This window comes from Pseudomonas sp. F-14 TE3623, assembly GCF_053629015.1.
Map to the genome: position 1 here is coordinate 2878786 of NZ_JBRJHM010000001.1, position 15204 is coordinate 2893989.

Consider the following 15204-nt stretch of genomic DNA (forward strand, 5'->3'; position numbering starts at 1 on the left):
GCAAAACGACCGTTGCGTCAGCCAGCGAGCATCGGATAAGTGAACAGCCCGAAATGCAGCAGATTCAAACCAAAGTGGGTGGCGATGGCCGCGCCCAATCCGCCGAAACGGTAGGCCAGGCCATAACCGACACCCGCGAGGCCTGCCAGCAACACCCATTGCCAACCGGCACCCAGATGAACGAGGCCGAACAGCATTGAGGCGAGCAACAACGCGAGATTTTCGCCATAAGGCAGGTGTTTGAACTGCCGGCTCAGGCCACCCTGGATGTAACCGCGAAACAATGCTTCTTCCACCAGCGTCACCAGCAACAAATTGTTCAGCACCCACAACCAGGCTTGATCCGGCCACTTCGGTGCCCAACTGATCACGCCCAGCAACAGTGCGCCACCCAAGGCCAGCACGGCGCTTACGGTCAGGGCGAGGGCGGTGGCATAAACGGACAGCTTCAACGAACGCCGGCCGACAATCCATGGACAAACCAGCAACAGCCAGAAACCGATTAGCGGTTTGTCCTGATTCAGGTACATGGCGAACGGCACAGCATCATCGGTGAAACGCTGGGGGGCGATGACGCGACCGTTGTAGAAGCCGGGAAGCCAGTGCATTGCCAGCGCCACCGCCAGGAAGATGAACAAACCGTGGCCGAGGTAGCGGCCAATGAGAATCTGTTGTTGGCGAACGGCGAAACCGGCGAACAGCAGCAGCGCGAAGGAGATAGCGGCGAGCCAGCCGAGATGACCGTAGATCAAAGCCAGGCCGTAGCCAATGGAGAGAAGTGCCAGATAGGTCCATGGCAGAGCGATCATGTTGAGTCCTTGTTTCAGAGATTCTGCAATGTGCCTCGGTCCCCCTGTGGGAGCGGGCTTGCTCGCGAAGAGGCCATCACATCCAACATCAATGTTGACTGCTACACCGCTTTCGCGAGCAAGCCCGCTCCCACAAGGGATCTCGGCCGGACACAAAAAGGGTGAACGACGGGGCGATTATAGAGACGCACACCGCGTAAACAAAAACACCGCCCGAAGGCGGTGTCGTTGTCAGCAGGCTGTTACGAGGCAATCAATTGCCGCAACACGTAATGCAAAATCCCTCCGGCCTTGAAGTACTCCACTTCATTGAGGGTATCGATCCGGCACAACACCTCGATCTTTTCCTTGCTGCCGTCTTCGCGGGTGATGACCAGTGTCAGGTTCATGCGCGGAGTCAGTTCGACGCCCGTCAAGCCAAGAATGTCCACGGTTTCCTTGCCGGTGAGGTTCAGGCTTTTGCGGTTCTGATCCAGCTTGAACTGCAACGGCAATACGCCCATGCCCACCAGATTGGAACGGTGGATCCGCTCGAAGCTCTCGGCGATGACTGCTTTTACCCCCAGCAGATTGGTGCCCTTAGCCGCCCAGTCGCGGCTCGAGCCAGTGCCGTATTCTTGCCCGGCGATTACCACCAGCGGCGTGCCTGATGCTTGGTAACGCATGGCCGCGTCGTAGATCGGCAGCTTCTCCCCGGTCGGAATATAAATCGTGTTGCCGCCTTCTTCGCCGCCGAGCATCTCGTTGCGAATCCGGATGTTGGCGAAGGTGCCCCGCATCATCACTTGATGGTTGCCGCGACGGGAGCCATAGGAGTTAAAGTCTCGCGGCTCCACACCTTGCTCGCGCAGGTAACGACCGGCAGGGCTGTCAGCCTTGATGTTGCCGGCCGGGGAGATGTGGTCGGTGGTCACCGAGTCACCGAGCAGCGCGAGGACTTTCGCCCCTTCGACATCTTTGACCACCGGTGCAGGGCCGCCAATGTCATCGAAGAATGGCGGATGCTGGATATACGTCGAATCGTTGTTCCAGACATAAGTCGCCGCCTGCGGCACTTCGATCGCCTGCCACTGCTCGTCGCCGGCAAATACTTCGGCGTACTCCTTGTGGAACATCGCGGTGTTTACCTGAGTCACCGCATCGGCGATCTCTTTAGTGCTCGGCCAAATGTCTCGCAGATAAACCGGCTGGCCGTCCTTGTCGTTACCCAATGACTCGCTGCTGATGTCGATGCGCACCGTGCCGGCCAATGCATAGGCCACGACCAATGGCGGGGAGGCCAGCCAGTTGGTTTTCACCAGCGGATGCACGCGACCTTCAAAGTTGCGGTTGCCCGAGAGCACCGAGGCAACCGTCAGGTCGGCTTTCTGAATGGCTTTTTCGATCGGCTCCGGCAACGGCCCGGAGTTGCCAATGCAGGTGGTGCAGCCATAACCGACCAGCGCAAAACCGAGTTCATCAAGATATTGGGTCAGGCCCGCTGCCTTGTAGTAGTCGGTGACCACTTTCGAACCGGGGGCCAGTGAACTCTTGACCCAGGGTTTGCGCTTGAGGCCTTTCTCTATGGCTTTCTTCGCCACCAGACCCGCGGCCATCATCACGCTGGGGTTGGAGGTGTTGGTGCAAGAGGTGATCGCGGCGATCACCACCGCGCCGTTTTTCAGCCGATACGTGCGGCCTTCGTGGTCGTAGTCCGTTTCGCCGACCAGATCGGCGTTGCCCACCGCGACGCCACCGCCACCCTCACTTTCGAGGCGACCTTCTTCCTTGCTGGAGGGTTTGAATTGCAGGCCGAGAAAGTCAGTGAACGCTTGCGCGACATTCGGCAACGAGACGCGGTCCTGCGGGCGTTTCGGCCCGGCGAGGCTGGCCTCGACGCTGCCCATGTCCAAGGCCAGGCTGTCGGTGAACACCGGCTCTTTGCCGGGCAGGCGCCACAGACCCTGGATCTTGCTGTAGGCCTCCACCAGTTTCACGGTTTCCGGTGTACGGCCGGACAGGCGCAAGTACTCCAGTGTCACCTCGTCCACCGGGAAGAAACCGCATGTGGCGCCATATTCCGGGGCCATGTTGGCGATGGTCGCGCGATCGGCCAACGGCAGGTCGGCGAGGCCGTCGCCGTAGAACTCGACGAATTTGCCGACTACACCTTTCTTGCGCAGCATCTGGGTCACCGTCAGCACCAGGTCGGTGGCGGTGATGCCTTCCTTGAGCTTGCCGGTGAGTTTGAAACCGATCACTTCCGGGATCAGCATCGACACCGGTTGGCCGAGCATCGCTGCTTCCGCTTCGATCCCGCCCACACCCCAGCCGAGCACGCCGAGGCCGTTGATCATGGTGGTGTGGGAGTCAGTGCCAACCAAGGTGTCCGGGAAGGCATAGGTGCGCCCGTCCTCGTCCTTGGTCCAGACCGTGCGGCCCAGGTACTCAAGGTTGACCTGGTGGCAGATGCCGGTGCCCGGTGGCACCACGCTGAAGTTATCGAAGGCGCTCTGGCCCCAGCGCAGGAAGGCGTAACGCTCGTGGTTGCGCTGCATTTCGATGTCGACGTTCTGTTCGAAGGCGCTTGAACTGGCGTACTTGTCGACCATTACCGAGTGGTCGATCACCAGATCCACCGGCGACAGCGGATTGATTCGCTGCGGGTCGCCACCGGCCTTGGCCATGGCGGCGCGCATGGCGGCCAGGTCGACCACGGCGGGGACGCCGGTAAAGTCCTGCATTAATACCCGCGCGGGCCGGTACTGGATTTCGCGATCGGAGCGACGCTCCTTGAGCCAGGCGGCAATCGCCTTGAGGTCGGCGCCGGTAACGGTTTTCTCGTCCTCCCAGCGCAGCAGGTTTTCCAGCAGCACTTTCAACGACATCGGCAGCTTGTCGAGATCGCCCAGGCTTTTGGCGGCTTCGGGCAGGCTGAAATAGTGGTAGGTCTTGTCGTCGACTTGTAAGGTTTTAAGGGTTTTCAGGCTATCGAGGGACGGCATTGAAATATCTCCTTTGGGTCCGCACGGCTACGGACTGGCGGGACAGACAGAGCTCTTAACCTAGCCCTGTTTAGACGTTAAGGCTAATAACTGGACCCTATGGGCAAGTCCAAGGTTCCGATCTCGGCTATCATGCGCCGGTTTTCGTGACAGGCTTTGCTTCAACGCAAGTCTGGGCATCGCGCAGTGGCTGAATTCTTCGCCAACTGCCCAGGAGTAAGAATGAACACCCTCTTTATGCATTGCCGGCCGGGCTTCGAAAGCGAAGTCTGTTCCGAGATTTCCGAACATGCCGCGCGGCTGAACGTGGCCGGTTATGCCAAGGCCAAGACCGCCAGCGCCTGCGCCGAATTTATCTGTACCGAAGAAGACGGCGCCGAGCGCTTGATGCGTGGTCAGCGTTTCGCCGATCTGATCTTTCCGCGCCAGTGGGCTCGCGGGATCTTCATCGATCTGCCGGAAACCGACCGCATCAGCGTGATCCTCGCGCACATGGCGGACTTCCCGCTGTGCGGCAGCCTGTGGCTGGAAATGGTCGACACCAACGATGGCAAAGAGCTGTCGAACTTCTGCAAGAAATTCGAAGGCCACCTGCGCAAGGCGCTGATGGCGGCCGGCAAACTGGTGGAAGACGCCCACAAGCCACGGCTGCTGCTGACCTTCAAGAGCGGTCGCGAAGTGTTCATGGGCCTGGCGGAATCGAATAATTCGGCGATGTGGCCGATGGGTATTCCACGCCTGAAATTCCCGCGTGAAGCGCCGAGCCGGTCGACCCTCAAGCTGGAAGAGGCCTGGCACCATTTCATCCCCCGGGACCAGTGGGACGAGCGGCTGCACAGCGACATGACGGGTGTCGACCTGGGCGCTGCACCCGGTGGCTGGACCTGGCAACTGGTCAACCGCGGCATGTTGGTGACCGCCATCGACAACGGCCCGATGGCCGAAAGCCTGATGGACACCGGTTTGGTGCAGCATTTGATGGCTGACGGTTTCACCTTCAAGCCCAAGCAACCGGTGGACTGGATGGTCTGCGACATCGTCGAGAAACCGGCGCGCAATGCGGCGATGCTGGAAGAATGGATTGGCGAGGGGCATTGCCGGGAAGCGGTGGTCAACCTCAAGCTGCCGATGAAACAGCGTTATGCCGAAGTGAAACGCTTGCTGGAACGTATTGCCGACGGGTTCAAGGCACGTGGCATTCGAGTAGAGATCGGCTGCAAGCAGCTGTATCACGATCGTGAGGAAGTGACCTGCCATCTGCGTCGATTGGACGTGAAGAAACCCAAGTCCCGCTGATTCACACGGACCCATGTGGGAGCGGGCTTGCTCGCGAAAGCGGTGGCTCAGTCGACATCAATGTTGAATGTCAGTCCGCATTCGCGAGCAAGCCCGCTCCCACAGGTGACCGAACACCCGGCAATGCGCGACAATGCCGGTAAGTTTCAGGAGTAAATCATGAGTGAAATGATCGATACGCCGGTAGACGGCACCCTCGACGCCACCGGCCTCAATTGCCCGGAACCGGTGATGATGCTGCACCAGCACATCCGTGACCTGGTGCCCGGCGGCCTGCTGAAGGTGATCGCCACCGACCCGTCGACCCGTCGCGACATCCCCAAGTTTTGCGTGTTTCTCGACCACGAACTGGTCGCGCAGCACGAAGAGGCAGGCACCTACCTCTACTGGATCCGCAAGAAACTCGCTTAACCCGCCGAACGACTGATGCGGATCCGCTTGCGTGCACTGCGCGTCAGGCGGATCGACAGCATCAGCGCCGCGCAACTCAAGCCCACGATCAAACCCTGCCACAGCCCGCTCGGGCCGCTCGGCGCACCGAGCCAGTCGGTCAGGCCCAGGGCGTAACCCACCGGTAAACCAATCCCCCAATAAGCGAACAGTGTCAGGATCATCGTCACCCGAGTGTCCTGATAACCCCGTAGTGCGCCGGCCGCCGTCACCTGGATCGCATCGGAAAACTGGAACAGCGCCGAATACACGATCAGCATCGCGGCCACCTGAATCACCGTCGGGTCGGCGGTGTAAATCGCAGCGATGGGTTCACGCAGCAACAACATCATGCTCGCCGACAGACACGCATACGCCAGGGCGGTGCCCATGCCGACACCGGCGGCGAAGCGGGCTTCGCGCGGTTCCTCACGACCGAGCGCCTGGCCGACTCGCACGGTCACGGCCATACCGAGGGAGTAGGGGATCATGAACACCAGCGAGCTGAAGTTCAGCGCGATCTGGTGCCCGGCGACCACGGTGGCGCCGAGGCTGCCGATCAGCAGGGCGATCACGGCGAAGATACTCGACTCGGCGAATACCGCGATGCCGATCGGCAGGCCGATGCCCAGCAAACGCTTGATCACTGACCACTGCGGCCAGTCGAAACGGCTGAACAATTCACTCGACTGATAGGCCGGCGCCCAGCGTTCCCAGCCGGCCATGCCCAACGCCATCACCCACATCACGATTGCCGTGGCCCAGCCGCAGCCGACCCCACCCATGGCCGGCACACCAAAGTGGCCATAGATGAAGATGTAATTGAGCGGAATATTCAGTGCCAACCCGCACAGGCCAAGGACCATGGCCGGGCGGGTGCGACCCAGGCCGTCACTGAAGCAGCGCAGCACGTGATAGAACGCGACGGCAGGCAGGCCGCTGGCGATACCGTGCAGATACTGCATGCATGGGCCGATCAATTCGGGGTCGACCTTCATGATGTGCAGGATCGGTTCGGCGCTGAACAGGATGCTGGTCGCCATCAAACCCACCACTAGCGCCAGCCACAACGCCTGACGCACGATCGGGCCAATCTCGCTGTGCGTGCCGGCGCCGAAGCGCTGGGCGACTTTCGGCGTGGTGGCCAGCAGTGTGCCGGTCATCAGCAGAAACACCGGCACCCAGATCGAGTTGCCCAGCGCGACGGCCGCCAGATCTCGAGGCCCGACACGACCCGCCATCACCGCATCGACGAAGCCCATGGCAGTGGTCGCCAGTTGCGCGATCATGATCGGCAACGCCAGGCCGAGCAGGTTTTTCAGCTCCAGGCGAACCCGGGCCGGGCGGTTGAGGGAAATAGCAGCGGGGCGGTCAGTCACGGTATTCAAGGCGAAACGTCCAAAAGGGTTTTGATGCGCAGGCGGCGCATTCTACGCCTTGACGCAGTGGTCAGGAAAAGTCCTGTGTTGCGGATTTGTAAATGGTTTTCGGACGTTGCGATGTTCCCTGTGGGAGCGGGCTTGCTCGCGAAGGGGGAGTGTCAGCTGACATTAATGTTGCCTGACACACCGCTTTCGCGAGCAAGCCCGCTCCCACAGGATGAGTGGTCCCTTCACATTTAAGGTAAACAATGCCTGCTGGCCCATCACGGTCATCTCCGCCTACACTGCCGATCCGCCAAAGGAGCCTGCCATGCTGATTGTTGCCGACGAAAATATCCCGCTGCTCGATGCCTTCTTCGCAGGTTTCGGTGAAATCCGCCGGGTGCCTGGACGTGCCATCGACCGCGCCACTGTCGAGCAGGCCGATGTGCTATTGGTGCGCTCGGTGACCAACGTCAACCGCGAATTGCTCGAAGGCAGCAAGGTGCGCTTTGTCGGCACCTGCACCATCGGCACCGATCACCTGGATCTGGATTACTTTCAACAGACCGGCATCACCTGGTCCAGCGCGCCAGGCTGCAATGCCCGGGGTGTGGTCGATTACGTGCTGGGCAGCCTGCTGACCCTGGCTGAAATCGAAGGCGCTGACCTGACTCAGCGCACCTACGGTGTGGTCGGTGCCGGCGAAGTGGGCGGGCGGCTGGTCAAGGTTCTGCAAGGTCTGGGGTGGAACGTGCTGGTCTGCGATCCCCCACGGCAAGCCGCTGAAGGGGGCGATTACGTCAGCCTCGAGCAGATCATCGAGCAATGCGACGTCATCAGTCTGCACACCCCGCTGGACAAGCAAGGCCCTCAGGCGACCTGGCATCTGTTCGATAAAAACCGCTTGAACCAGCTCAAGCCTGGCGCCTGGCTGATCAACGCCAGTCGTGGCCCGGTCATCGACAACGCCGCCCTGCGCCAGGTGTTGCTGGAGCGTGAAGACCTGCAAGCGGTGCTGGATGTCTGGGAGGCTGAGCCTGAGGTCGATGTGGCACTGGCCGAGTTGTGTGTGCTGGCGACGCCGCACATTGCCGGTTATAGCCTGGACGGCAAACAGCGCGGGACGGCGCAGATTTACCAGGCGTTTTGCCAATTCCTCGACCAGCCGGAGCAGGTCCACCTGAGCGACTTGCTGCCAGCCCCTTGGCTGTCGGCAGTGACGCTGAACGCCGACAGCGATCCGGCCTGGGTGCTGGCGATGTTGTGCCGTGGCGTGTACGACCCGCGCCGTGACGACGCGGATTTCCGTCGTAGCCTTGTAGGCAACGTGAACGAGCAGCGCGCGGCGTTCGATGCGCTACGCAAGCATTACCCGCTGCGGCGTGAGATCGATGGGTTGAAGGTGCGGATCGAGGGGGATTCGCCGGCGTTGCAGCGGATCGTGGCGGCACTTGGTGCTGCGGTCCTTTAAGAGACGGAGTTGGCCCTTTCGCGAGCAAGCCCGCTCCCACATTGATCTTCGGTGAACACAGGTGTTGTGTACGACAGAGATCAAATGTGGGAGCGGGCTTGCTCGCGAATGGCGACACCGCAATTCTTCGATAAGCACCCATAAAAAACCCGGCTAAAAGAGCCGGGTCAAGAAGACGGTGGCTATATCACTCTTGTTCGGCAGGCTTGACCAATCGCTTTTCCAGTTCGCGGCAAGCGTCCTGGATCATATTTTCAGTGATCGGTACTTCGTGCCCATCCTTATCAATAATCGAGCAACCCAGAGACTGGTCTGGCTGCGTGCGGATCACTGGAATCTTGTCATCGCTGCTGTTTTGCAAGGACATGGCCTGTCTCCTCATCAGGTTGTGTGCTTACTGTAGAACCGCCAGGTGACCGGGCTGTGACAACTCCCTGCGATCTTCAGGTCGGCATCCTCAGTCCATCAGAAATACCCTGACGTTTCCACCCGGACTTTAGACCAATAATCTCTAGCCACTAGTCTTGGCGGTCATAATTAACCTGACTCATTATGATTTACAGCGTTCAATCCCATTGTCCGGTGTAGGCTTGGCCGGGTCTAAGCCATTGGTTGCGCCATCGGATGATCTTCATGCTCTCTTCCCGTCACCGCCGAGCCATTCGTCTGGCCAGCCGTTTCCTCGCGCCTTATCGCTGGCCGGCCTTAGGCGCTTTGTTGGCGTTGATCGTCACTGCCGGCATCACTTTGTCCATGGGGCAGGGTATTCGCCTGTTGGTGGACGAGGGTTTCATGACCCAGTCGCCGCATTTGCTCAACCGATCCATCGGCGTGTTCATGCTGTTGGTGGTTGGTCTGGCGATTGGCACCTTTGCACGGTTTTACCTGGTGTCGTGGATCGGCGAGCGCGTTGTCGCCGACATCCGTCGTCGAGTGTTCAACCATCTGGTCTACCTGCATCCGGGCTTCTATGAAGACAACCGCAGCTCCGAGATCCAATCGCGATTGACGGCCGACACCACGCTGCTGCAATCGGTAATCGGCTCTTCGCTGTCGCTGTTCTTGCGTAACGGGCTGATGGTGATCGGCGGGATTGTCTTGCTGTTTATCACCAACCCCAAACTCACCAGCATCGTGGTGGTCGCGTTGCCGCTGGTGGTCGCGCCGATCCTGATTTTTGGTCGCCGGGTGCGCACCCTGTCGCGTCTGAGCCAGGACCGGATTGCCGATATCGGCAGCTATGTCTCCGAAACCCTGAGTCAGATCAAAACCGTGCAGGCCTACAACCATCAGGTTCAGGACGAGCAGCGTTTTGCTACAACCGTGGAGGAGGCTTTCAACACTGCCCGCAAGCGCATCTTCCAGCGGGCCTGGTTGATTACCCTGGTGATCCTGCTGGTGTTGGGCGCGGTCGGGGTGATGCTCTGGGTCGGCGGCATGGATGTCATCGCCGGACGGATTTCCGCGGGTGAGCTGGCAGCGTTCGTCTTTTACAGCCTGATCGTCGGTGGTGCCTTCGGCACGTTGAGTGAAGTTATAGGCGAACTGCAGCGAGCAGCGGGGGCGGCGGAGCGGATTGCCGAGTTATTGCGTTCGGAAAACATCATCCAGCCACCGACCCAGGGCCTGGTGACGTTGCCTGAACGGGTGAAAGGCGATCTGGTGCTGCAAGATGTGCGTTTTTCCTACCCGTCGCGTCCGCAAAGCTATGCCGTCGATGGTCTGAATCTGACCATCAACGCCGGCGAAACCCTTGCATTGGTCGGGCCCTCGGGTGCCGGCAAGTCAACGGTGTATGACCTGCTGTTGCGCTTTTACGACCCCGCCGAAGGACGCATCCTGCTCGACGGTGTGCCGCTGACTCAACTCGATCCTCTGGACCTGCGTCGCTGCTTCGCCCTCGTCTCGCAATCCCCGGCGCTGTTCTTCGGCAGCATCGAAGAGAACATTCGCTACGGTCGCCCGACGGCGACTTTGGCTCAGGTCCAGGAAGCCGCGAAAATCGCCTATGCCCACGACTTCATCGAGCAAATGCCCAACGGCTACCAGACACACCTCGGCGACGCTGGTCTCGGTTTATCCGGCGGGCAACGCCAGCGCCTCGCCATCGCCCGGGCGTTGCTGGTGGACGCGCCGATCCTGCTGCTGGACGAAGCCACCAGCGCCCTCGACGCCCAAAGCGAGCACCTGATTCAGCAAGCCCTGCCCAGCCTGATGAAAAATCGCACCACACTGGTCATCGCCCACCGATTGGCCACAGTGAAAAACGCCGACAGGATCGCAGTGATGGACCAAGGGAAACTGGTGGCGGTGGGGACGCATCAGGAGTTGATTGCGAGTAATGCGCTGTATGCACGGCTGGCGGCGTTGCAGTTCAATGACGGCAAAGTCGAAACCGATCTGCGAGTTTAGGCGCTATTGGTGTAGACGATCTTTTCAGTTCCCATCAAAGAGGAGCGACCAAGTAACCGACCAAGTAGCGAAATTGCGTCGGGCTTTCGAAGGGACCGGTCCGGTGAAAATCAGTGAGTGCTTTGAGCTGCAAACAAAAATGCCCGCCTCGAAAGAGGCGGGCATTTTTACAGTTGCGGAAAAGATCGCAGTCTTCGGCAGCTTCTACAGATCATTGATCGTCAAAATACCGTTCATGCCAATCCACCAACGGCTGCGGTGAGTTGAGCTTCTGGCCGTAGATGACCGAGTACGACAGCACGTTTTGCACGTACTGGCGGGTTTCGTCGAACGGGATGCTTTCCACCCACACATCGAAGCTCAGGTGATCGGCACCACGCAGCCATTGACGTACGCGGCCGGGGCCGGCGTTGTAGGCGGCGGAGGCGAGGACGCGGTTGCCGTTGAACTGGCTGTGGACCTGGCTCAGGTAAGCGGCACCGAGCTGGATGTTCTTGTCCGGATCGAACACTTGCTGCGGCGAAGCGAGCGGGATGCTGAATTTGCGCGCGGTTTCCTTGGCGGTGCCGGGCATCAGTTGCATCAGGCCGCTGGCACCGACGCCGGAGCGCGCATCGGCCATGAAGGCGCTTTCCTGACGAGTGATGGCGAATACCCAGCTTGAGTGCAGGCCACGGACCTTGGCTTCACGGACCAGGGTTTCTCGGTGGGCCATCGGGAAGCGGATATCCAGGTCGTCCCAGTACTTCGCCTGACTGATGGTGCGGATCGCCGGGAAATACCATTTCAGGTCGTAAGCCAGTTTCGCCTGGGCAACCATTTCGTCACGGCTGAAGTGCCGGCTGACGTGGTACCACTCGCGACGACCGTCGACGATCTGCCCGCGTGCATGGAATTCCAGGGCGCGTCGTATGCCGGGGGTGTTGCGCACCTTGTTGATCAGCGCCTGACTGAGCACCAGCGGTTTGTTGTTCAGCGAATAGGGGGATTGCGAGCGATCGGCCGCCAGGAAACCGTAGAAATCGCGCTCACGAGCCAAGCCCTTGTAAAGCGTCTGTGCTTCCGGATTCTGTGGCTGTGCCAGTTCCAGGCTGCGAGCCTGCCAGTAACGCCAGCGGTTGGTGGTAGCCAGATCCTGAGGCAGGCGGCGGGTCAGCTGATAGGCATCGTCCCAGCGGGCCAGACGCAATAGCAGGCGCAAGCGCCATTCGGAAACGGTGTTGTCCCGCAGCTCCGGGTCGTATTTGGTCATCACGTCCAGCGCGCGGCTGTCGAAACGTCGTGCGAGGGTCAGCCCGATTTCCCGGGCAATCGCGACTTTCTCGTCACGGGAGAAGTGCATGCTGTTGGCGTAACCGTCGAGCAGGGCCATGGCCCTGTCCGGATCCTGACGGGCCAGACGGCGCAGGCCAAGGCTGACGATGTCGGACATGGGGTCGTCGGCGGGGATGAAGCGCGACGGCTGATTGAGCAGCTCGGGTTTCTGCGCCACATCCACCAGCAGGCGACCGCGGGGGGCGAGTGTTGTCAGGCCATTGATCAGGCTGTTGGCCAGCGGATAGTTGCGCGCCTGGGCGGCGAGCTTGGTGCGTTCCCAGCGTTTCTGTTCAGTCAGTTGGCCCTCGGCGGCCCACATGCCGAACACGCCATCGCAAGCGTCGGGTTGGGTTTTGCCGGTCAGCCAGAGTTTATCGGCGTTGGCGTAGCCTTCGGCCTTGCGGTTATGGCTGATCTGATACTGCGCGTTCAGGCAGTCCAGTTCGGTGAAATTGAGTTTGGGGTCATAATATTTGACGAAGGTTGCCCAATCGCCGCGTTCGGCCAGCCAGCGCAGCCAGCGCAACTTCATCCAGTTGGCTTGCGGCAGGTCACCGTGTTCGGCGAGGAATTTCTCGATTTCGGCGTTGCTCGCGGTTTTCAGACGCGCGGTCAATTCGTCATAAGCCAGATAGGGCTCCAGCGGGTAATCGCTCAGAGCCTGGCTGTAACGGAAATAAGGGCCGGAATCGCCTTTGGCCAAGGCACGCTTGGCTTCATCGTAATACTGGCGTTGGGTGGACAGGTCCACCGCCTGGGCGGATTGAACGGCAGCGGCTGTAAGAAGCAAACACGAAAAAAGATTGAAAAGGCGACTGCGCATGAGACGTCCGGGCAGAGAAATCATGACAAGTGCCGGCGAGAGCGGCACTGAATTATCTGTAGCTTAGCCTTTTGCCAGCAGCGGGCGAAAGCTTTGCCGAGCTGTCAGCACAAGTTCGCAACAATTGTTGTGCAGAGTGCTTCGACGTTGAAATTGCCGGCCTTCTGAAGCCTCAAGTCAGGTAGAATGCGCGCCCGGTTTTTGGAGAAGCTCATGACCCTGCTCAAATTCAGCGATGTGTCCCTTGCTTTCGGCGCTATGCCGTTGTTGGACAAGGTGTCCTGGCAGATCGCCCGTGGTGAGCGGGTGTGCATCATCGGCCGCAACGGCACTGGCAAGTCCAGCATGATGAAGCTCGTCAAGGGCGACCAGAAGCCTGATGAGGGCTCTGTTTGGCGCGCACCTGGCCTAAAGATTGGCGAATTGCCGCAAGAATTGCCGGTAGCCGACGAGCGGACCGTGTTCGACGTGGTTGCCGAAGGCCTGGACGGTGTCGGCGAGCTGCTCGCGCAGTACCACCACCTGAGCCAGAACATTGTCACCGACGCCGATCTGGACAAGCTGATGCATGTCCAGCACGACCTCGAAGCCCGCGACGGCTGGCGTTTGCAGCAACTGGTCGACAGCACCTTGAGTCGTCTGCAGTTGCCGGCCGACAAGACCCTCGCCGAATTGTCCGGCGGCTGGCGTCGCCGCGTCCTGCTGGCTCAGGCCCTGGTTTCCGAACCGGATCTGCTGCTGCTCGACGAACCGACCAACCACCTGGACATCGGTGCAATTGCCTGGCTCGAAGAAGCGCTGAAGGATTTCCAGGGCGCCGTGTTGTTCATCACGCACGACCGTTCATTCCTGCAGAACCTCGCGACCCGCATCCTGGAACTGGATCGTGGCGGCCTGATCGACTGGAACGGCGACTACGCCAGTTTCCTCGTGCACAAAGAGGCGACTCTGGCTGCTGAAGAAACCGCCAACGCGCTGTTCGACAAGAAACTGGCCCAGGAAGAAGTCTGGATCCGCCAGGGCATCAAGGCGCGTCGCACCCGTAACGAAGGCCGTGTTCGCGCATTGAAAGCATTGCGCGTTGAGCGTAGCGAGCGTCGTGAGCGCACCGGCAAGGCCAATATTCAGCTGGATACCGCCGACAAGTCCGGCAAGCAGGTCATGGTCCTCGAGAACGTGAGCTTCGCTCACCCGGGTGGCCCGTTCCTGATCAAGGATTTCTCAATGGTCCTGACGCGCGGCGACCGTATCGGTTTGCTTGGCGCCAACGGTACCGGCAAGACCACGCTGCTGAAACTGATGCTCAGCGGTCTGCAACCGACCAGCGGCAAAGTGGAAGAGGGGACGCGCATCGACGTGGCCTACTTCGACCAGTTGCGCCATCAGCTGGACCTGGAAAAGACCGTGATCGACAACGTGGCCGAAGGTCGCGACTTTATCGATATCGATGGTCAGAGCCGCCATGTGCTGAGCTACCTCGGCGACTTCCTGTTCAGCCCGCAGCGTGCCCGCACGCCGGTCAAGGCGCTGTCCGGTGGTGAGCGTGCCCGTCTGTTGCTGGCCAAACTGTTCAGCAAACCGGCGAACCTGCTGGTACTCGACGAACCGACCAACGACCTGGACGTGGAAACCCTCGAACTGCTGGAAGAGGTCTTGCTGACCTTCAACGGCACCGTGCTGATGGTCAGTCACGACCGGGCATTCCTCGACAACGTGGTCACCAGCACCCTGGTTTTCGAAGGCGAAGGCAAGGTTCGCGAATACGTCGGTGGTTATCAGGACTGGCTGCGTCAGGGCGGCTCGCCGCGCCTGTTGGGCGTGACCGAAAGCAAGTCCGGCAAGGCCGACCTGAACTCGGCTGTCGTCACTGCTGAACCAGTGCCAGTCGCTGCGGCAGTAGAGGCGCCGGTGGCAAAGAAAAAGCTCAGCTACAAGTTGCAGCGTGAGCTGGAAATGTTGCCGAGTCAGATCGAAGCCATGGAACAGCAGATCGTGGTGGTTGAAGCGCAGATGGCGGATGTCGGCTTCTACCAGCGTCCTGCTGCCGAAACGGCTGCGGTGATCGCTCAGCTGGAGCAGTTGCAGGCTGAACTCGACGTGATGGTCGAGCGCTGGGCCGAGCTGGATGCCTGATTGATCCGGCGATAAAAAAGCCCGGCGTTCAGTGATGAGCGCCGGGCTTTTCGTATGAAATGCGATCTACTGGCCGACATGGCTTCACTGTGGGAGCGGCGGTGCGACGATTCGACTTGCTCGCGAAGAGGGACTTACATTCAACATCAATGCTGACTGAATGTCC

Annotated in this window: 10 protein-coding genes; 5 read left to right on the top strand and 5 right to left on the bottom strand. The window is 60.1% G+C overall.

Going from position 1 to position 15204, the window contains the following annotated elements:
* Window positions 1-17: 17 nt before the first annotated feature.
* A complete protein-coding gene (locus AB7M29_RS13235; protein WP_217858262.1) occupies window positions 18-809 on the bottom strand; it encodes a CPBP family intramembrane glutamic endopeptidase in 792 nt (263 codons plus the stop codon).
* A 242-nt stretch (window positions 810-1051) separates the two neighbouring features.
* Entirely contained in the window at window positions 1052-3793 is a 2742-nt protein-coding gene (acnA, locus tag AB7M29_RS13240; RefSeq protein WP_217858263.1) for an aconitate hydratase AcnA, read from the bottom strand.
* Window positions 3794-4015: 222 nt separating this feature from the next.
* Between acnA and rlmM the strand changes: the two genes are divergently transcribed.
* Together rlmM and tusA are read left to right on the top strand one after the other, a co-directional pair.
* Window positions 4016-5089 carry a 23S rRNA (cytidine(2498)-2'-O)-methyltransferase RlmM gene (gene rlmM / locus AB7M29_RS13245; RefSeq protein ID WP_008072978.1) on the top strand — a complete coding sequence of 358 codons (1074 nt, stop codon included), beginning with the start codon at window positions 4016-4018 and terminating at the stop codon, window positions 5087-5089.
* Window positions 5090-5248: 159 nt separating this feature from the next.
* Window positions 5249-5500: a sulfurtransferase TusA gene (tusA, locus tag AB7M29_RS13250; protein WP_007907805.1), complete on the top strand. Its 252-nt coding sequence runs from the start codon at window positions 5249-5251 to the stop codon at window positions 5498-5500.
* Here the strand turns inward: tusA and AB7M29_RS13255 are convergent.
* Window positions 5497-6906: an MATE family efflux transporter gene (locus tag AB7M29_RS13255; RefSeq protein WP_217858265.1), complete on the bottom strand. Its 1410-nt coding sequence runs from the start codon at window positions 6904-6906 to the stop codon at window positions 5497-5499. The two genes, tusA and AB7M29_RS13255, sit on opposite strands and share 4 nt — an antisense overlap.
* Before the next feature lie 304 nt (window positions 6907-7210).
* Between AB7M29_RS13255 and pdxB the strand changes: the two genes are divergently transcribed.
* The gene (pdxB, locus tag AB7M29_RS13260) at window positions 7211-8353 is read left to right on the top strand and encodes a 4-phosphoerythronate dehydrogenase PdxB (protein ID WP_454247001.1); all 1143 of its coding nucleotides are present in this window, start codon (window positions 7211-7213) and stop codon (window positions 8351-8353) included.
* 187 nt (window positions 8354-8540) lie between these two features.
* Here pdxB and AB7M29_RS13265 read toward each other — a convergent pair whose 3' ends face one another.
* Entirely contained in the window at window positions 8541-8720 is a 180-nt protein-coding gene (locus AB7M29_RS13265) for a PA1571 family protein (RefSeq protein WP_007907798.1), read from the bottom strand.
* Between the two features lie 257 nt (window positions 8721-8977).
* Between AB7M29_RS13265 and AB7M29_RS13270 the strand changes: the two genes are divergently transcribed.
* Window positions 8978-10765 carry an ABC transporter transmembrane domain-containing protein gene (locus AB7M29_RS13270; protein WP_454247002.1) on the top strand — a complete coding sequence of 596 codons (1788 nt, stop codon included), beginning with the start codon at window positions 8978-8980 and terminating at the stop codon, window positions 10763-10765.
* 211 nt (window positions 10766-10976) lie between these two features.
* On the opposite strand, the gene AB7M29_RS13275 is transcribed toward AB7M29_RS13270, so the two are convergent.
* Complete coding sequence (locus tag AB7M29_RS13275; protein WP_454247003.1) at window positions 10977-12905, bottom strand: transglycosylase SLT domain-containing protein; 1929 nt, start codon at window positions 12903-12905, stop codon at window positions 10977-10979.
* A gap of 213 nt (window positions 12906-13118) precedes the next feature.
* Here AB7M29_RS13275 and AB7M29_RS13280 point away from each other — a divergent pair, with 213 nt between their 5' ends.
* Complete coding sequence (locus tag AB7M29_RS13280; RefSeq protein WP_217858269.1) at window positions 13119-15038, top strand: ATP-binding cassette domain-containing protein; 1920 nt, start codon at window positions 13119-13121, stop codon at window positions 15036-15038.
* The last annotated feature ends 166 nt before the right edge of the window (window positions 15039-15204 follow it).